This window comes from Enterobacter quasihormaechei, assembly GCF_004331385.1.
Classification (GTDB): Bacteria; Pseudomonadota; Gammaproteobacteria; order Enterobacterales; family Enterobacteriaceae; genus Enterobacter; species Enterobacter quasihormaechei.
Genome location: NZ_SJON01000015.1, coordinates 20,796 through 39,853 on the forward strand (window position 1 = coordinate 20,796; position 19,058 = coordinate 39,853).

A 19,058-nucleotide genomic window follows, 5' to 3' on the forward strand; every position below is an offset into this window, starting at 1 on the left:
TTATGTCGCAAATAGAATTGCAGCCGGGTTTTGACTTTCAGAAAGCAGGCAAAGACGTTCTGGAGATTGAACGTGAAGGTCTGGCGCAGTTAGATCAGTACATTAATCAGGATTTTAGTCTGGCCTGTGAGAAAATGTTCTACTGTGCCGGTAAAGTCGTGGTGATGGGGATGGGCAAGTCTGGCCATATCGGGCGCAAAATGGCGGCGACCTTTGCCAGCACCGGCACCTCGTCCTTCTTCGTTCATCCGGGTGAAGCCGCGCACGGTGACCTCGGGATGGTTACGCCGCAGGACGTGGTTATTGCGCTGTCTAACTCCGGGGAATCGAATGAGATCCTGGCGTTGATCCCGGTGCTCAAGCGCCTGCACGTCCCGCTGATTTGCATGACCAGCCGCCCGGAAAGCAGCATGGCGCGTGCGGCAGATATTCACCTGTGCGTGAGGGTGCCGAAAGAGGCCTGTCCGCTGGGACTGGCCCCGACCTCCAGCACCACCGCCGCGCTGGTGATGGGCGATGCCCTTGCCGTTGCGCTGCTGGAAGCCCGCGGTTTTACGCCTGAAGATTTCGCCCTGTCTCACCCCGGCGGCGCGCTCGGGCGCAAACTGCTGCTGCGGGTTAACGATATTATGCACACCGGGGATGAAATCCCGCACGTCAGCAAAGAGGCTTCTCTGCGCGACGCGTTGCTGGAAATCACCCGCAAAAACCTGGGCATGACGGTCATCTGTGACGACCTGATGAAGATTCAGGGCATTTTCACCGACGGTGACCTGCGCCGGGTGTTCGATATGGGTGTGGATGTCCGAACGCTGGGCATCGCGGACGTGATGACGCCAGGCGGGATCCGCGTCCGTCCGGGCACGCTGGCGGTCGATGTGCTGAACCTGATGCAGTCCCGTCATATCACCTCAGTGATGGTTGCCGATGGCGACCAACTGCTGGGTGTGGTACATATGCATGATCTGCTGCGCGCAGGCGTAGTGTAATGAAGGATAAGACAATGAGTAATGCGGGTGCATCCCTTGCAACCTGTTATGGCCCGGTGAGCGCCCTGATGATGGCAAAGGCGGAAACTATCCGCCTGCTGATCCTCGATGTAGACGGCGTGCTTTCCGACGGTCTGATTTATATGGGCAATAACGGCGAAGAGCTGAAAGCCTTTAACGTTCGCGACGGTTACGGTATCCGCTGTGCGCTCACGTCCGGTATTGACGTTGCAATCATCACCGGGCGGAAAGCTAAACTGGTAGAAGATCGGTGTGAAACGCTGGGCATTACGCATCTCTATCAGGGACAGTCTGATAAGATGGTAGCCTTCCGGGATTTGCTGGAAAAACTGGCCATTGCGCCAGAGAATGTGGCGTACGTCGGGGATGATTTGATCGACTGGCCAGTGATGGCGGAGGTGGGTCTGAGCATTGCCGTGGCTGACGCACACCCGCTGCTGATCCCGCGTGCTGATTACGTTACCCATATTCACGGTGGCCGCGGTGCCGTGCGTGAAGTCTGCGATCTGCTTCTGCTGGCGCAGGGCAAGCTTGATGAGGCGAAAGGGCAATCGATATGAGTAAAACCAGACGTTGGGTTATCATTCTGCTTTCGCTTGTCGTCCTGATCCTGATTGGCGTGAACCTCGCCGACCGCGATGATACGCAAACGGAAGTGGTCAACACGAGCGACCCGACCTACAAAAGCGATCGCAGCGATACCGTGGTCTATAGCCCGGAAGGCGCACTGAACTATCGCCTGATTGCTCAGCATGTCGAATATTTTTCAGATGACGGTGTTTCGTGGTTTACCCAGCCGGTGCTGACCACCTTTGATACCGACAAAGTGCCGACGTGGTCGATCAAGTCTGACCGGGCAAAACTGACAAATGACCGTATGCTTTATCTGTATGGTCACGTTGAGGTCAACGCCCTGACCGCTGACGCTCAACTGCGCAAAATTACGACCGATAACGCCCAGATCAACCTGGTCACCCAGGATGTCACGTCGCAGGATTTAGTCACCCTGTATGGCACAACATTTAATTCCAGCGGTTTAAGAATGCGCGGGAACTTACGCAGCAAAAACGCCGAGCTGATTGAAAAGGTTAGAACCTCCTATGAAATTCAAAACAAACAAACTCAGCCTTAAAGTTGTTATCGCCAGCGCGCTGCTGGCGGCCAGTCTTCCCGCGCTTGCTGTGACTGGCGACACCGAGCAGCCGATTCATATCGAATCTGATACGCAGTCTCTGGATATGCAGGGTAACGTCGTTACCTTTACCGGCAACGTCGTCGTGACCCAGGGCACCATCAAAATCAATGCCGACAAAGTGGTCGTTACCCGTCCGGGCGGCGAGCAGGGCAAAGAGATTATTGATGGTTATGGCAACCCGGCCACGTTCTACCAGATGCAGGACAACGGCAAGCCGGTAAAAGGCCATGCCTCGCATATGCACTACGAACTGGCGAAGGATCTGGTCATCCTGACCGGTAATGCTTACCTGGAACAGCTGGACAGCAACATCAAAGGCGACAAGATCACCTATCTGGTGAAAGAGCAGAAAATGCAGGCCTCCAGCGAAAAAGGTAAACGCGTCACTACCGTGCTCGTGCCTTCGCAGTTGCAGGACAAGAACAACGGTCAGGCTCCGGCACAGAAAAAGAGTAACTAATTCGTTATGGCAACATTAACTGCAAAAAACCTCGCGAAAGCGTACAAGGGCCGCCGCGTCGTCGAAGATGTCAGTCTGACCGTCAACTCCGGCGAAATCGTGGGCTTGCTTGGCCCTAACGGTGCGGGTAAAACCACAACCTTCTACATGGTCGTGGGCATTGTCCCGCGTGACGCTGGCAACATCATCATTGATGATGAAGACATCAGCCTGCTGCCGCTGCATGCCCGCGCGCGTCGTGGCATCGGCTACCTGCCGCAGGAAGCGTCTATCTTCCGCCGCTTAAGCGTGTTCGATAACCTGATGGCCGTGCTCCAGATCCGTGACGATCTGACCAGCGAGCAGCGCACCGACCGCGCGAACGAGCTGATGGAAGAGTTTCATATTGAACACCTTCGCGACAGCCTCGGTCAGGCGCTGTCCGGCGGTGAACGCCGCCGCGTTGAGATTGCGCGCGCACTGGCAGCAAATCCGAAATTCATCCTGCTGGATGAACCGTTTGCGGGCGTTGACCCGATTTCGGTTATCGATATCAAACGTATCATTGAGCATCTGCGCGACAGCGGGCTTGGCGTACTGATCACGGACCACAACGTACGCGAAACGCTGGCCGTGTGTGAACGCGCCTACATTGTGAGCCAGGGCCATCTGATTGCCCACGGTACGCCGCAGCAAATCCTCGAAGATGAGCATGTTAAGCGCGTGTACCTTGGGGAAGACTTCAGACTCTGATAGGGTAGAGGTTAAGTCACGCCGAACCGGAGAAAAACGCGCTGAACATGAAGCAAGGTTTGCAATTACGGCTCAGCCAGCAACTGGCCATGACGCCGCAGCTACAACAGGCCATCCGTCTGTTGCAGTTGTCCACGTTAGAACTCCAGCAGGAGCTCCAGCAGGCGCTGGACAGCAATCCGCTGCTGGAGCAAACCGATCTTCATGACGAGGTAGATACCCAGCAAACGCAGGACACGGAAACGCTCGACACCGCCGATGCGCTCGAACAAAAAGAGATGCCGGACGAGCTGCCGCTGGATGCCAGCTGGGATGAAATCTACACCGCAGGAACGCCTTCCGGCACGCGCGCGGACTATCAGGACGACGAACTGCCGGTCTATCAGGGCGAAACCACCCAGTCGCTTCAGGACTACCTGATGTGGCAGGTGGAGCTGACGCCTTTCTCGGATACCGATCGCGCGATTGCCACCTCGATTGTCGATGCCGTTGACGACACGGGCTATTTGACCGTGACGCTGGACGATATTCTGGAAAGCATCGGCGATGACGACATTGAGATGGAAGAGATCGAAGCCGTCCTCAAGCGCGTCCAGCGTTTCGACCCGATTGGCGTCGCCGCGAGAGATCTGCGCGACTGCCTGCTGATCCAGCTTTCGCAGTTTGCCAAAGAGACACCGTGGATTGACGAAGCCCGGCTCATCATCAGCGATCATCTGGATCTGCTGGCGAATCACGATTTCCGCACCCTGATGCGCGTCACGCGCCTCAAAGAAGAGGTGCTGAAGGAAGCGGTGAATCTGATCCAGTCACTCGATCCGCGTCCGGGACAGTCGATCCAGACCAGCGAACCGGAATATGTCATTCCTGATGTGCTGGTGAGAAAGCACAACGGCCGCTGGGTCGTTGAACTGAACGCCGACAGCCTTCCTCGCCTGCAAATCAACCAGCAATATGCCTCCATGTGCACAAGTGCACGTAACGATGCCGATAATCAATACATTCGCAGCAACCTTCAGGAAGCACGATGGTTGATTAAGAGCCTGGAGAGCCGAAATGACACGCTGCTGCGCGTCAGCCGCTGTATTGTCGAACAGCAGCAGGCGTTCTTTGAACAGGGCGAAGAGTTTATGAAACCGATGGTGCTGGCAGACATCGCCCAGGCCGTCGAGATGCATGAATCAACCATTTCCCGCGTGACTACGCAGAAGTACCTGCACAGCCCGCGCGGTATTTTTGAGCTTAAGTATTTCTTCTCCAGCCACGTGAACACCGAAGGCGGCGGCGAAGCCTCGTCAACGGCCATTCGCGCACTGGTGAAGAAGTTGATCGCCGCGGAGAACCCCGCGAAGCCACTCAGTGACAGTAAGTTAACCACCATGCTGTCCGATCAGGGTATTATGGTGGCACGCCGTACTGTTGCGAAGTATCGAGAGTCTTTATCCATTCCGCCGTCTAACCAGCGTAAACAACTGGTTTGACACAACCGATAAGGAAGACACTATGCAGCTCAATATCACCGGACATAACGTCGAGATTACTGAGGCCTTACGCGATTTTGTGAACACTAAGTTCGCAAAACTTGAGCAGTATTTCGAAAGGATCAATCAGGTCTATGTTGTGTTGAAAGTGGAGAAAGTGACGCATATCTCGGATGCGACTCTGCACGTCAACGGAGGGGAACTCCATGCCAGTGCGGAAGGGCAAGACATGTACGCGGCTATCGACGGCTTGATTGATAAGCTTGCGAGACAGCTCAATAAACATAAAGATAAACTGAAACAACACTAATTGTCCGGGCAGTTAACGGGTGCAGGACGGCCTGTTGTGAGACACAACAGGCCATTTGTACGGTTAGCGCTTAGGTGAAATTATGATAAACAACGATTCCGCTCTACAACTGAGCAATGTCCTTAACCAGGATTGTACCCGCAGTGGCGTTCACTGCCAGAGCAAAAAACGTGCGCTGGAAATTATCAGTGAACTGGCCGCAAAGCAGCTGGGTCTGCCGCCGCAGATCGTGTTTGAAGCCATTCTGACCCGTGAAAAAATGGGCAGTACCGGCATCGGCAACGGCATTGCGATCCCGCATGGCAAGCTGGAAGAAGATACGCTGCGTGCCGTGGGGGTGTTTGTGCAACTGGAAACGCCTATCGCTTTTGACGCCATCGATAACCAGCCTGTGGATCTGCTCTTTGCGCTGCTGGTGCCTGCCGATCAGACCAAAACCCATCTGCACACGCTGTCGCTGGTGGCCAAACGTCTGGCGGACAAAACCATTTGTCGTCGACTGCGCTCAGCCCAAAGTGATGAAGAGCTTTATCAAATTATCACTGAAGCAGAAGGCAATCAGGATGAGGCATAATCGGGAGAAGGCCTTCAGAACGGCTGCCCTGAGGAGAAACGGAACATGGTGCTGATGATCGTCAGCGGTCGTTCGGGGTCCGGGAAATCCGTGGCCCTGCGCGCGCTGGAAGACATGGGATTTTACTGTGTAGATAACCTGCCGGTAGTGTTGTTACCCGATCTGGCGCGGACGCTTGCGGACCGGCAAATCTCTGCCGCCGTCAGTATTGACGTGCGCAACATGCCGGAATCGCCGGAAATCTTCGAGCAGGCAATGAACAATCTGCCGGAGTGTTTCTCACCGCAGCTCTTGTTCCTTGACGCTGACCGCAACACGCTGATCCGCCGCTACAGCGATACCCGTCGTTTGCATCCGCTCTCCAGTAAAAATCTGTCGCTGGAAAGCGCCATTGATAAAGAAAGCGATCTGCTTGAGCCGCTGCGTTCCCGCGCCGACCTGATTGTCGACACCTCTGAAATGTCCGTCCACGAGCTGGCGGAAATGCTGCGTACTCGCTTGCTCGGCAAGCGCGAGCGCGAACTGACGATGGTGTTTGAATCCTTCGGCTTTAAGCACGGCATTCCTATCGATGCGGATTACGTTTTTGATGTGCGTTTCCTGCCGAACCCACACTGGGATCCGAAACTGCGTCCGATGACCGGTCTGGATAAGCCCGTGGCGGCGTTCCTTGACCGACACACAGAAGTACATAATTTTATCTACCAGACGCGAAGCTACCTTGAGCTATGGTTACCTATGCTGGAAACAAACAATCGCAGCTACCTGACGGTGGCGATTGGCTGTACCGGCGGTAAACATCGTTCGGTCTATATTGCCGAACAGCTGGCCGATTACTTCCGCTCACGCGGGAAGAACGTTCAGTCCCGTCATCGCACGCTGGAAAAACGTAAAACATGACCGTAAAACAGACCGTCGAAATCACCAACAAGCTGGGCATGCATGCGCGCCCGGCGATGAAGCTGTTTGAACTGATGCAGGGTTTTGATGCTGAGGTGCTGCTGCGCAACGACGAGGGAACCGAGGCAGAAGCCAACAGCGTGATTGCGCTGCTGATGCTGGATTCTGCCAAAGGACGCCAGATTGAAGTCGAAGCGACCGGCCCGCAGGAAGAAGAAGCGCTGGCCGCGGTGATTGCCCTGTTTAATGCCGGGTTTGACGAAGACTAACGTTCGCTACGTCGGCGGGTGGCGCAACGCTTACCCGCCCTACATAAGATGATTTCGCTCCATAAACCCTTCCCCACCCAGCTGACGCATCTGGCGCATGATCCACGCCTGGCGGCTTCGCACGTAGCCTGACGGTGCGCTGGCCTTGAAACGCAGAGGGTTCGGCAGCACGGCGGCAAGCAGCGCCGCTTCGGACATACTCAGCCTGCTGGCGGGCTTGCCGAAATAACGTTGCGATGCCGCTTCGACGCCAAACACGCCATCCCCAAACTCCGCGATATTCAGATAGACGGTCAGAATGCGTTTTTTGCTCCACACCGTCTCGACGCCCAGCGTCAGCCCGGCCTCCAGACCTTTCCTCACCCAGCTACGACCGTCCCATAAGAACAGGTTTTTTACCGTCTGCTGAGACAGCGTCGACGCGCCGCGCACGCGGTTTTCATGACGCTCATTATGATCCAGCGCCTTCTCGATAGCCGCCACGTCAAAACCCCAGTGTTCGGGGAATTTCTGATCTTCTGCCGCAATGACCGCCAGCCCCATCCACGGGGAGATTTCATCCATGCCGACCCAGTCTGAGTGGGCAACGTAGCCGAAATCACCTGAGAGCCAGGCGCTAATCTGCCGCTCTGCCATCACGGCGGAGAACGGGACGGGCAGGATGCTGAACAGCGCAATGCCTCCGCCCCAGAAAACGGCCAGGACCAGCACAATACGCAGCAGGATCCGTTTTAACCACCCGCCTGGGGATAATTTACGACTCATTCGGTAAGAACCAGCACTCTGTCCACCAGCTTTTCGATGCCGGCGGCAGCCTCAGCGATGTTCTGCGCCAGCATATACGCCGGCGTGGTGATGATTTTATTGTCCTCATCCACCACAATGTCGTCGACCGGGCATGGCACGTGCTCGCCGCCCATATCCTCGATAATTTCAGCGGTATCAATGTCGGTTCCGATCGTGAGCCGCAGCGGGAAATCAAAAATTTTCGGCAGCATGGCTGGCGCAATGCAGATAAAGCCCTGCGGCTTACCCGCCGCATGCATCGCCAGCGATAGCGCTTTTAAGTCGGGATCGACCTGACACGCCGCCCCCTCAGTGGCAAACGTGCTCAGGTTTTTCGCCGCGCCAAAGCCGCCCGGCACGATGAGCGCATCAAGTTCAGCGGCATCGGCCTGTGCCAGCGGATGAATATCTCCACGCACAATACGTGCCGCTTCAATCAGCACGTTACGGCTTTCCGCCATTGGCTCGCCGGTAAGATGATTCATTACGTCTGCTTGAGTTTTATCCGGCGCGAAGCAGATAACGTCTGCCCCCTGGCGCGATAATGCCAGCAGCGTTAATACGGCTTCATGTATCTCTGAACCATCGTAAACGCCACATCCGCTCAGCACGACACCCACTTTCTTCATTCTGACGATCCTTCTAAGCAACTCGCCGAAGCACATTAAAAATTCTGATTAAAACGCTATGCTTCACACATTTCACTGATTCATGTAACAAACTGTTTAAGATTTGCTATCTTATCTGCGTGCGGCCTCAATTTTCAGGCGGCGTCCATGCGAAAACAACCCATAAAAATCAGGCGCAGCCACGATTTCCCTGGTGTTGGCGCAGTATTCGCGCACCCCGGTATAGCCGGGGTCATTTTTTTCTGGATTCCACCCAGGCTTTCAGCACCGCCACATCGTTCTGCCACTCCTGTTTCATCTCTTCAACCCAGTCACCCACGTTATCTTCCCACGCAGGTAAATCAGGCGACTGAATCTGTTGGCCCAGCTGTTGGAGATGGCGTAACCCGACGGAGCCAGCCGCGCCCTTGATTTTATGTCCCTCTTCGACGATGCCCTTCTGATCACGCGCCGTCAGGTTAGATTCGAGCACGTTCAGATAGCCCGGCATCATTTTTTCGAACACGGCCAGACCGTCGGTGATCAGTTTTGGTCCCACCAGATCGATATACTGCTCCAGCATGGCGGTATCGAGTATCGTTTGGGCTTTGGCGCTATCAACAGACGTCATGGTGCTCTCCTCTTCATCACAGGTATCCCAGAACTTCTTGATCATCGCCGTCAGGGCGGGTACCGCCAGCGGCTTGCTGAGCACATCGTCCATACCGGCCTCGAGGTACTCTTTTTTATCTTTCAGCACGTTTGCGGTCAGCGCCACCAGCGGCGGCAGCTCGTCAGGGGCGTACTTGCGCGTCAGCTCGCGGGAGATATCCAGCCCGGTCATGTCCGGTAGCTGAATATCAAGCAGCACCAGGTCGTACTCGCCCGGCGTGAACATCTCCAGCGCGGCTTTGCCGGTCATTGCCACATCCACGCTGTTGCCGAGTTTTTCCAGTACCGACCGGGCGACAATGACGTTCAGCTCAATATCTTCTACCAGCAGAACGTGCAGGGCCGGCAGCGGCATATCGTCGTTCTCGAACGTATCTTCCACCTCTTCAGCGACGGCAGGCGCGTGTACGGTAAGGGTAAAGGTTGAGCCTTTACCCGGCTGGCTGGCAACGGTGATATCCCCGCCCATACTTTTCGCCAGGCGTTTCGACACCGCCAGGCCAATGCCCGTACCCGTTGCCGGTTTACCGCCGTGGCTGTCTTTAACCTGATAATACATGGCGAAGATCTTGTCCTGCTCCTCCTGAGGAATGCCGATACCCGAGTCCTCAACTTCAAAGTGCAGCATGTCCCCTTCGTCATAGCGAATGCGCACCGCAACCTGCCCCTTCTGGGTAAACTTCACGGCGTTGCTGATGAGGTTCCACAGGATCTGACGCAGCCGCGTGCCGTCCGTCACCACTTTATGCGGCAGCGGCAGCGTTGGCTCCATCACAAAGCTCAACCCTTTTTGCTGGGCCTGCAAACCTGAGAGGTTCTCCAGGTCCGCAAGGAAGCCGGTAAAATCAACCGGCTGGTTGTCGAGCTGAACCTTACGGCGCTCCATCTTATCCATATCGATAATATCGTTGAAGATATTGCCCAGCGTGACCGCCGAAACGTGGATCGTTTTGAGGTATTTTTCCTGCTCGCTGGTCAGGTCGGTATCCAGCAGAATGCGGCTCAGCCCCACAATGCCATTAAGCGGCGTACGCAGCTCATGGCTGATGGTGGAGATGAAGGTGGTCTTGTCACGGCTGGCGCGCTCCAGCGCATCCTGATAGCGCTTACGCTCGGTGATATCGCGGCCAAAGCCCATCAGACCATGACGTTTACCCACCCGATCGTAATAAGGCACTTTGCGGATCTCAAAGCAGGCTTTGCGCCCGTCGGGGTAGTCCAGCCACTGCTCGTAGGTCAACGAGACATTATGGCGGAAGACCTTTTCATCCGTCTCCATCACTTTTGCCGCCGCCTCTTCGGAATAGACGTCCTGCGGCTTCAGGTGGATCAGCTGCTTTTCGCTTTTCCCGGTCAACAGCTCCATGGCCCGGTTACAGCCGGAAAACTCTTTATCTTCGTTACGGTAGAACACCAGATCCGGCGATGCATCAAGGAACGAGCGCAGGAAAGAGGATTGCTGTTCAAGCTGGATCTGCGTGACTTCACGCTCTTTCATCTCAATTTTGAGCTGCTCCAGCGTGGTCTGGCGCTCGGCTTCCGCCTTTTCACGGTCTGAAATTTCCTGATTCAGCTGGGCAATATTGTCCTTGAGCTGGACGTTGAGCTTGAGATCGCGTTCGCGCATCTCTTCCAGCTTATCCACCAGCTTTGATAAACGCTGTCGGGACTCCTCCAGTTGCTCGACCACCACGGAGAGGAAATAGACCGCCCACGGGGTAATCAGCAGGCCAAAGAAAATAGAGCGGATGACGTCGATGCTCTCGACCTGGCCATGCAGAACCATGGTGACGGCCATTTGCACGACGATGGCCAAAACGACCAGCGCCAGCGCCAGCAGCATGGAAAAACGCACCAGCCCGAGCTTCATCATCAGATCGACGTAGTACTGGGCCAGCATTCGAATTTGCTTCATAGAGGATCCCTTCACGACTTTATCGCTCAATAATACTCAAATTCACGGCGAGGCGTTGCAGGTTGTGAGAAAAAGTGCGGGGTGAAACAGGAGATTAGCCTCGCCCCCGAGCAACCGGGGGCGAGGATGAAGGTTTATCAGGAACGTTTTAGCAGCATCCAGAGGCTGATCAGGAAGAAACTGGCGCTCGGCAACAGCGCGCCGATAATTGGCGGAATGCCGTACACCAGCGTCAGCGGACCAAAAATCTGATCGAGGACGTAGAACACGAAACCAAAGCTGATACCGGTCACCACGCGAACCCCCATCGGCACGCTACGCAGTGGGCCAAAGATGAACGACAGCGCCATCAGCATCATCACCGCCACCGACAGCGGCTGGAAGATTTTGCTCCACATGTTGAGCTGGTAACGCCCCGCATCCTGTCCGCTGGACTTCAGATACTTCACGTAGTTATGCAGACCGCTGATGGAGAGCGCATCGGGGTCAAGCGCCACGACGCCGAGCTTGTCTGGCGTCAGGTCGGTTTTCCAGGTACCGCTAACGGTCTGCGAGCCGGTGATCTGTTTCGGGTTCGTCAGGTCCGATTCATCAACCTGCGATAACCGCCACAGCTTGTTGTTGGCATCAAATTTGGCAGAGGCGGCATAACGCACGGACTGCAAGCGACGCTGGTCGTTAAAGGCATAAATGCTCACGCCGCCCAGCTCGTCATCCCCCTTCACGCGTTCGATATAGACAAAGTTCTGACCGTCTTTCGCCCATAATCCCTGCTGCGTGGAAAGCAGTGAACCGCCGTACATCGCCTGAGCACGGTAGTTACGCGCCATCTGTTCGCCCTGCGGCGCAACCCATTCGCCGATCGCCATGGTCAGCAGCACCAGCGGGATCGCGGTTTTCATCACCGACAGCGCAACCTGCATACGGGTAAAGCCCGATGCCTGCATCACCACCAGTTCGCTACGCTGAGCCAGCATCCCCAGGCCCAGCAGCGCACCCAGCAGGGCCGCCATCGGGAAGAAGATCTGCACATCTTTTGGCACGCTGAGCAGGGTATACATTCCGGCGCCTAACGCGTCGTAACTCCCCTGCCCGGCTTTTTTCAGCTGGTCGACAAATTTGATAATGCCCGAGAGCGACACCAGCATGAACAGGGTCATCATGATGGTGGTAAAAATTGTTTTACCGATATAGCGGTCAAGTACGCCAAACGCCTGCATTAGATGGCTCCTTTACGCGTAAACCGGGCACGTAGACGACGCACAGGCACCGTGTCCCACAAGTTGAGTCCGACTGCCAGCAGCAGATACAAACCATTCACGACCCAGGTCCAGATCATCGGGTCAATTTTGCCTTTCCCGCCGTTAGACTTGATCGAGGTTTGCAGCAGGAAGAACACCAGATACAGCAGCATCGCCGGCAGCATCGACAGCACGCGGCCCTGACGTGGGTTCACCACGCTCAGCGGCACCACCATCAGCGCCATCATAAATACGGTGAATACCAGCGTGATACGCCAGTGCAGCTCAGCACGCGCACGATCGGTATCGGTATTGATTAAGGTGCGCATGTCCATCTGCTCGGTATCCGTAGGATCGAGCGCGACGGCCTGGTGACCAATAATGGCCTGGTAGTTCTGGAAGTCCGTAATGCGGAAGTCGCGCAGCATTGCCGTGCCTTCGAAACGCGTTCCTTTGTTCAGCGTGACGACCTGAGAGCCATCTTTACGCTGCGCCAGCTGGCCGGAATCCGCCACCACCACCGAAGGGCGAGCGTTACCTTTCGGGCGCAACTGAGCAAGAAACACGTCGTTGAAGCGGTTGCCATCAACGCTTTCGATAAACAGAACGGAATTACCGTCGGTCGCCTGCTGGAACTGCCCCTGCGCCAGCGCCGCCAGCCCCGGGTTAGCTTTTGCTTCCGCCAGCACCTCATCCTGATGACGAGAGGATGTCGGCCCCGCCCACATGACGTTGACCGCGGCAACAATGCCCGTGAACAGCGCCAGCACCATGGCTGCTTTTACCAGTACGGCCTTACTGAGGCCGCAGGCATGCATCACGGTGATTTCACTTTCGGTATAGAGCCTACCCAGCGTCATCAGCAAACCGAGGAAAAGGCTTAACGGCAGGATAAGCTGCGCCATTTCCGGCACGCCAAGCCCGAGCAGGGAAAGCACCAGATTCGTTGGGATTTCGCCATCAACCGCCGCGCCGAGGATCCTGACCAGCTTCTGACAGAAAAAGATCAGAAGGAGGATAAAGAGGATCGCCAGTTGGCTCTTCAGCGTCTCCCGAACCAGATATCTTATGATTATCACTTTAAATACGCCCGTTAAAACTCGTCTTATGCAGGAATTTAGCTTGTTTCATGGCTTAAACGTCATTTATTCTCTTGAGTCGTCGAAATCATCGCTAAGATTAAAAAACCCGGCGGATTCGCGCTTCATGACATTTATTGACGTGTCGAAACCGTAGTAACGTAAGATTAACACGAAGTCACCACAACGGCGGACATGAGTTACGAAAGGTTTCAATTCTATCCGTAGCCGCCGCCGTTGTCTTTAAGATTCAGGAGCGTAGTGCATGGAGTTCAGTGTAAAAAGCGGTAGCCCGGAGAAACAGCGGAGTGCCTGCATCGTTGTGGGCGTCTTTGAACCACGCCGACTCTCCCCGATCGCCGAGCAACTTGATAAAATCAGCGACGGCTATATCAGCGCCCTGCTGCGCCGTGGCGAACTGGAAGGCAAACCAGGGCAGACCCTGTTGCTGCACCATGTTCCGAACGTCCTGTCCGAGCGTATTCTGCTGATTGGCTGCGGTAAAGAACGTGAGCTTGATGAGCGCCAGTACAAACAGGTTATTCAGAAAACCATTAATACACTGAATGATACTGGTTCTATGGAAGCGGTCTGCTTCCTGACCGAGCTGCACGTTAAGGGCCGCAACACCTACTGGAAAGTACGCCAGGCCGTCGAAACCGCAAAAGAGAGCCTCTACAGCTTCGATCAGCTGAAGACCACCAAAAGCGAGCCGCGTCGCCCGCTGCGTAAAATGGTCTTCAACGTGCCAACCCGTCGCGAGCTGACCAGCGGCGAGCGCGCTATTCAGCACGGCCTGGCCATTGCTGCGGGCATTAAAGCCGCTAAAGATCTTGGCAATATGCCGCCAAACATCTGTAACGCCGCGTATCTGGCCTCTCAGGCGCGTCAGCTGGCTGACTCCTACAGCAAGAACGTTATCACCCGCGTCATCGGCGAACAGCAAATGAAAGAGCTGGGGATGCACTCTTATCTGGCGGTCGGTAACGGCTCTCAGAACGAATCCCTGATGTCGGTCATCGAATACAAAGGCAATCCGTCTGAAGACGCGCGTCCGATCGTGCTCGTCGGTAAAGGGCTGACCTTTGACTCCGGCGGTATCTCCATCAAGCCTTCAGAAGGCATGGACGAGATGAAGTACGACATGTGCGGCGCGGCGGCGGTTTACGGCGTCATGCGCATGGTTGCGGAGCTTCAGCTGCCCATCAACGTGATCGGTGTGCTGGCAGGCTGCGAAAACATGCCTGGCGGTCGCGCCTATCGTCCGGGCGACGTGCTGACCACCATGTCCGGCCAGACCGTGGAAGTGCTGAACACCGACGCGGAAGGCCGTCTGGTGCTGTGCGACGTGCTGACCTACGTTGAGCGTTTCGAACCAGAAGCGGTCATTGACGTGGCCACCCTGACCGGTGCCTGCGTGATTGCCCTGGGCCACCACATCACCGGCCTGATGTCGAACCACAATCCGCTGGCGCATGAGCTGATTGGCGCATCCGAGCAGGCTGGCGACCGCGCATGGCGTCTGCCGCTGGGGGACGAGTTCCAGGAACAGCTGGAGTCAAACTTCGCGGACATGGCTAACATTGGTGGTCGTCCTGGCGGCGCAATTACCGCAGGCTGCTTCCTGGCGCGCTTCACCCGTAAATATAACTGGGCGCACCTGGACATCGCGGGGACCGCATGGCGCTCCGGTAAAGCCAAAGGCGCAACCGGACGTCCGGTTGCCCTGCTGTCGCAGTTCCTGCTTAATCGTGCGGGTTTTAACGGCGACGAGTGATGTAATGTGCCGGGTGGCGGCTTCGCCTTACCCGGCCTACACGCCACTCAACCGTAGGCCGGGTAAGCGAAGCGCCACCCGGCTTTGCATTTAAATCCACGACAAGAAGCCCCATATATGAAGAATGCAACGTTCTACCTTCTGGACAACGACACCCATCAGGATGGCCTCAGCGCCGTTGAACAGCTGGTGTGTGAAATTGCCGCAGAACGTTGGCGCGCAGGTAAACGCGTACTGATTGCCTGTGAAGATGAGCAGCAGGCGATTCGCCTGGATGAAGCGCTATGGGCGCGCCCGCCGGAAAGTTTTGTTCCGCATAACCTGTCGGGTGAAGGTCCACGCGGCGGGGCACCGGTCGAAATAGCCTGGCCGCAAAAACGCAACAGCAGCGCGCGCGACATTCTCATTAGCCTGCGGACAGACTTTGCAGATTTTGCCACCGCTTTCACAGAAGTGGTAGACTTTGTCCCTTACGAAGAATCTTTGAAACAACTGGCGCGCGAACGCTACAAAGCGTACCGCCTGGCCGGTTTTAACCTGAATACGGCAACCTGGAAATAATGGAAAAGACATATAACCCACGCGATATCGAACAGCCGCTTTACGAGCACTGGGAACAGCAGGGCTATTTCAAGCCTAACGGCGACGAAAGCAAAGAGTCCTTCTGCATCATGATCCCGCCGCCGAACGTCACCGGCAGTTTGCATATGGGGCATGCTTTCCAGCAGACCATCATGGATACCATGATCCGCTACCAGCGCATGCAGGGCAAAAACACCCTGTGGCAGGCGGGGACTGACCACGCGGGTATCGCGACCCAGATGGTGGTTGAGCGTAAAATTGCCGCTGAAGAAGGTAAAACCCGCCACGACTACGGTCGCGACGCGTTCATCGACAAAATCTGGCAGTGGAAGGCGGAATCCGGCGGCACCATTACCCGTCAGATGCGCCGTCTCGGCAACTCCGTGGACTGGGAGCGCGAGCGCTTCACCATGGACGAAGGCCTGTCCAACGCCGTGAAAGAAGTTTTTGTCCGTCTGTACAAAGAAGACCTGATTTACCGCGGCAAGCGCCTGGTGAACTGGGACCCGAAACTGCGCACCGCGATTTCTGACCTCGAAGTGGAAAACCGCGAGTCTAAAGGCTCCATGTGGCACATCCGCTATCCGCTGGCCGACGGCGCAAAAACCGCAGACGGTAAAGATTACCTGGTGGTCGCCACGACTCGTCCGGAAACCCTGCTGGGCGATACTGGCGTGGCCGTGAACCCGGAAGATCCGCGCTATAAAGATCTGATCGGCAAATTCGTGGTGCTGCCACTGGTGAACCGCCGTATTCCGATTGTGGGCGACGAACACGCCGACATGGAAAAAGGCACCGGCTGCGTGAAAATCACCCCGGCGCACGACTTCAACGACTATGAAGTGGGCCGTCGTCACGCCCTGCCGATGATCAACATTCTGACCTTCGACGGTGATATCCGCGAAAGCGCAGAAGTGTACGACACCAAAGGCAACGAATCCGACGTTTACTCCAGCGAGATCCCGGCTGAGTTCCAGAAGCTGGAACGCTTTGCCGCACGTAAAGCCATCGTAGCCGCCGTTGATGCGCTCGGCCTGCTGGAAGAGATTAAGCCTCACGATCTGACCGTGCCGTACGGCGACCGTGGCGGCGTGGTTATTGAGCCAATGCTGACCGACCAGTGGTACGTCCGTGCCGACGTGCTGGCGAAACCGGCTGTGGAAGCGGTTGAGAACGGCAGCATCCAGTTCGTGCCGAAGCAGTATGAAAACATGTACTTCTCCTGGATGCGCGACATTCAGGACTGGTGTATCTCCCGTCAGCTGTGGTGGGGCCACCGCATCCCGGCATGGTACGACAACGAAGGCAACGTCTACGTTGGCCGCACCGAAGAGGAAGTGCGTCAGGAAAATAACCTGGGCGCTGACGTGGCGCTGCGCCAGGACGAAGACGTGCTGGATACCTGGTTCTCCTCCGCGCTGTGGACCTTCTCCACCCTCGGCTGGCCGGAAAACACCGACGCGCTGCGTCAGTTCCACCCAACCAGCGTGATGGTCTCCGGCTTCGACATCATCTTCTTCTGGATTGCCCGCATGATCATGATGACCATGCACTTCATCAAAGACGAAGACGGCAAGCCGCAGGTTCCGTTCCATACCGTCTACATGACCGGCCTGATCCGCGACGATGAAGGCCAGAAGATGTCCAAATCCAAGGGTAACGTTATCGACCCGCTGGACATGGTTGACGGTATCTCTCTGGAAGAGCTGCTGGAAAAACGTACCGGTAATATGATGCAGCCGCAGCTGGCTGAGAAAATCCGCAAGCGTACCGAGAAGCAGTTCCCGAACGGGATTGAGTCTCACGGTACCGACGCCCTGCGTTTCACCCTGGCGGCGCTGGCCTCTACCGGTCGCGACATCAACTGGGACATGAAGCGTCTGGAAGGTTACCGTAACTTCTGTAACAAGCTGTGGAACGCCAGCCGATTCGTGCTGATGAACACCGAAGATCAGGATTGCGGCTTTAACGGCGGCGAGATGACCCTGTCTCTGGCAGACCGCTGGATCCTGGCCGAATTTAACCAGACGGTGAAAGCGTTCCGCGACGCGCTGGACAGCTACCGCTTCGATATCGCAGCGGGCATTCTGTATGAATTCACCTGGAACCAGTTCTGCGACTGGTATCTGGAGCTGGCGAAGCCGGTCATGAACGGCGGTTCTGAAGCGGAACTGCGCGGCACGCGTAATACGCTGATTACCGTTCTGGAAGGCCTGCTGCGCCTGGCGCACCCGATTATTCCGTTCATCACCGAAACCATCTGGCAGCGCGTGAAGGTCATTGCCGGTATTAACGCCGATACCATCATGCTCCAGCCGTTCCCGGCCTTCGACGCCGCGAAAGTGGATGAAGCCGCGTCTGCGGATACCGAGTGGCTGAAGCAGGCGATCGTTGCGGTACGTAACATCCGTGCAGAAATGAACATCGCGCCGGGTAAACCACTGGAGCTGCTGCTGCGCGGTTGCAGCGACGCTGCCGTTCGTCGCGTCACCGAGAACAACACCTTCCTGAAAACCATGGCGCGTCTGGAAAGCATCACCGTGCTGCCTGCCGATGACAAAGGTCCGGTTTCCGTGACAAAAATCATCGACGGTGCTGAGCTGCTAATCCCGATGGCGGGCCTGATCGACAAAGACGCTGAGCTGGCTCGTCTGGCGAAAGAAGTGGCGAAAGTCGACGTGGAAATTGCAAAAATCGAAGGCAAACTGGCGAACGAGGGCTTTGTGGCCCGCGCGCCGGAAGCGGTCATCGCCAAAGAGCGTGAGCGTCTGGTTGCCTTCGCCGATGCGAAGACCAAACTGATCGAGCAGCAGGCCGTTATCGCAGCCCTGTAATGCTTTTACCCCTTACGCTTCAGGGCGTAAGGGGTATCCTTCCTGAAAACTCCTCGCTTGCACTCCCCTTTCTGCGGTGCTATTAACAGCAGCTGTGTGTCAATTTTTGTCATGAGTAATGCTATGAGCGTGATTACCCCCGTCGCCACGACAATGCGTCGGATTGCTGAGCAAGACAACCCGGCTATCGCCGCCGTTATCCGCACGGTCTCTGCCGAATATGGTCTGACCGCCGACAAAGGCTACACCGTGGCCGACCCGAATCTGGACGAACTTTATCAGCTGTACAGCCAGCCGGGTCATGCGTACTGGGTCATCGAGCAGGACGGACAGGTCGTGGGCGGCGGCGGCATTGCCCCCCTGCTTTGCAGCGAGCCGGATATCTGTGAACTACAGAAAATGTATTTTCTGCCAGCGATACGCGGCCAAGGCCTGGCGAAAAAGCTGGCGCTGATCGCCCTGGAACATGCACGCTCACAGGGCTTTAAACGTTGCTACCTCGAAACCACTGCGTTCCTTAAAGAGGCCATTGGCCTGTATGAACATCTGGGCTTTGAGCACATCGATGCGCCACTGGGCTGCACGGGCCACGTGGACTGCGAAGTCAGAATGCTGAAAAGTCTGTAAGTTTCG

19 protein-coding genes are annotated in these 19,058 nt (G+C 56.1%); 14 read left to right on the forward strand and 5 right to left on the reverse strand.

Annotated elements, in window-relative coordinates:
* The first annotated feature begins 2 nt into the window (after positions 1-2).
* The 10 genes from kdsD (at position 3) to npr (ending at position 6,931) form a co-directional block, all read left to right on the forward strand.
* Entirely contained in the window at positions 3-989 is a 987-nt protein-coding gene (gene kdsD, locus E0L16_RS17130; RefSeq protein WP_131637518.1) for an arabinose-5-phosphate isomerase KdsD, read from the forward strand.
* A gap of 14 nt (positions 990-1,003) precedes the next feature.
* Positions 1,004-1,570, forward strand: coding sequence for a 3-deoxy-manno-octulosonate-8-phosphatase KdsC (kdsC, locus tag E0L16_RS17135; RefSeq protein ID WP_131637554.1), 567 nt, complete (start codon positions 1,004-1,006; stop codon positions 1,568-1,570).
* A complete protein-coding gene (lptC, locus tag E0L16_RS17140) occupies positions 1,567-2,142 on the forward strand; it encodes an LPS export ABC transporter periplasmic protein LptC (protein WP_063451031.1) in 576 nt (191 codons plus the stop codon). The genes kdsC and lptC overlap by 4 nt, the downstream gene beginning before the upstream one ends.
* Entirely contained in the window at positions 2,111-2,665 is a 555-nt protein-coding gene (gene lptA / locus E0L16_RS17145) for a lipopolysaccharide ABC transporter substrate-binding protein LptA (RefSeq protein WP_063451030.1), read from the forward strand. Before lptC ends, lptA begins: the two co-directional genes overlap by 32 nt.
* 6 nt (positions 2,666-2,671) lie before the next feature.
* Positions 2,672-3,397, forward strand: coding sequence for an LPS export ABC transporter ATP-binding protein (lptB, locus tag E0L16_RS17150; RefSeq protein WP_003861862.1), 726 nt, complete (start codon positions 2,672-2,674; stop codon positions 3,395-3,397).
* Between the two features lie 47 nt (positions 3,398-3,444).
* Positions 3,445-4,878, forward strand: coding sequence for an RNA polymerase factor sigma-54 (gene rpoN, locus E0L16_RS17155; protein WP_063451029.1), 1,434 nt, complete (start codon positions 3,445-3,447; stop codon positions 4,876-4,878).
* A gap of 22 nt (positions 4,879-4,900) precedes the next feature.
* A complete protein-coding gene (hpf, locus tag E0L16_RS17160; protein ID WP_003861866.1) occupies positions 4,901-5,188 on the forward strand; it encodes a ribosome hibernation promoting factor in 288 nt (95 codons plus the stop codon).
* Between the two features lie 82 nt (positions 5,189-5,270).
* Positions 5,271-5,762, forward strand: a complete 492-nt coding sequence (gene ptsN / locus E0L16_RS17165; protein WP_003861869.1) for a PTS IIA-like nitrogen regulatory protein PtsN — start codon at positions 5,271-5,273, stop codon at positions 5,760-5,762.
* Positions 5,763-5,807: 45 nt separating this feature from the next.
* Positions 5,808-6,662, forward strand: coding sequence for an RNase adapter RapZ (rapZ, locus tag E0L16_RS17170; protein WP_063451028.1), 855 nt, complete (start codon positions 5,808-5,810; stop codon positions 6,660-6,662).
* Entirely contained in the window at positions 6,659-6,931 is a 273-nt protein-coding gene (gene npr / locus E0L16_RS17175; protein WP_003861872.1) for a PTS phosphocarrier protein NPr, read from the forward strand. Before rapZ ends, npr begins: the two co-directional genes overlap by 4 nt.
* 39 nt (positions 6,932-6,970) lie before the next feature.
* Here the strand turns inward: npr and mtgA are convergent, their stop codons facing one another.
* The 5 genes from mtgA to lptF form a co-directional block, all read right to left on the reverse strand.
* Complete coding sequence (gene mtgA / locus E0L16_RS17180; RefSeq protein ID WP_131637520.1) at positions 6,971-7,696, reverse strand: monofunctional biosynthetic peptidoglycan transglycosylase; 726 nt, start codon at positions 7,694-7,696, stop codon at positions 6,971-6,973.
* On the reverse strand, positions 7,693-8,346 hold the full coding sequence (gene elbB / locus E0L16_RS17185; RefSeq protein ID WP_102750628.1) for an isoprenoid biosynthesis glyoxalase ElbB: 654 nt from the start codon (positions 8,344-8,346) through the stop codon (positions 7,693-7,695). The genes mtgA and elbB overlap by 4 nt, the downstream gene beginning before the upstream one ends.
* A 232-nt stretch (positions 8,347-8,578) precedes the next feature.
* Positions 8,579-10,912, reverse strand: coding sequence for an aerobic respiration two-component sensor histidine kinase ArcB (gene arcB / locus E0L16_RS17190; protein WP_063451025.1), 2,334 nt, complete (start codon positions 10,910-10,912; stop codon positions 8,579-8,581).
* A gap of 137 nt (positions 10,913-11,049) precedes the next feature.
* A complete protein-coding gene (gene lptG / locus E0L16_RS17195) occupies positions 11,050-12,132 on the reverse strand; it encodes an LPS export ABC transporter permease LptG (protein WP_063451024.1) in 1,083 nt (360 codons plus the stop codon).
* Positions 12,132-13,232: an LPS export ABC transporter permease LptF gene (gene lptF / locus E0L16_RS17200; RefSeq protein WP_063451023.1), complete on the reverse strand. Its 1,101-nt coding sequence runs from the start codon at positions 13,230-13,232 to the stop codon at positions 12,132-12,134. The genes lptG and lptF overlap by 1 nt, the downstream gene beginning before the upstream one ends.
* A 265-nt stretch (positions 13,233-13,497) precedes the next feature.
* On the opposite strand from lptF, the gene pepA reads away from it, so the two are divergent.
* From pepA to E0L16_RS17220, 4 genes are all read left to right on the forward strand, one after another.
* Positions 13,498-15,009: a leucyl aminopeptidase gene (pepA, locus tag E0L16_RS17205; RefSeq protein ID WP_063451022.1), complete on the forward strand. Its 1,512-nt coding sequence runs from the start codon at positions 13,498-13,500 to the stop codon at positions 15,007-15,009.
* Between the two features lie 117 nt (positions 15,010-15,126).
* Positions 15,127-15,570, forward strand: a complete 444-nt coding sequence (holC, locus tag E0L16_RS17210) for a DNA polymerase III subunit chi (RefSeq protein ID WP_003861884.1) — start codon at positions 15,127-15,129, stop codon at positions 15,568-15,570.
* Positions 15,570-18,425: a valine--tRNA ligase gene (locus tag E0L16_RS17215; protein ID WP_063867560.1), complete on the forward strand. Its 2,856-nt coding sequence runs from the start codon at positions 15,570-15,572 to the stop codon at positions 18,423-18,425. Before holC ends, E0L16_RS17215 begins: the two co-directional genes overlap by 1 nt.
* 123 nt (positions 18,426-18,548) lie before the next feature.
* A complete protein-coding gene (locus E0L16_RS17220) occupies positions 18,549-19,052 on the forward strand; it encodes a GNAT family N-acetyltransferase (protein ID WP_131637522.1) in 504 nt (167 codons plus the stop codon).
* Positions 19,053-19,058: the final 6 nt, after the last annotated feature.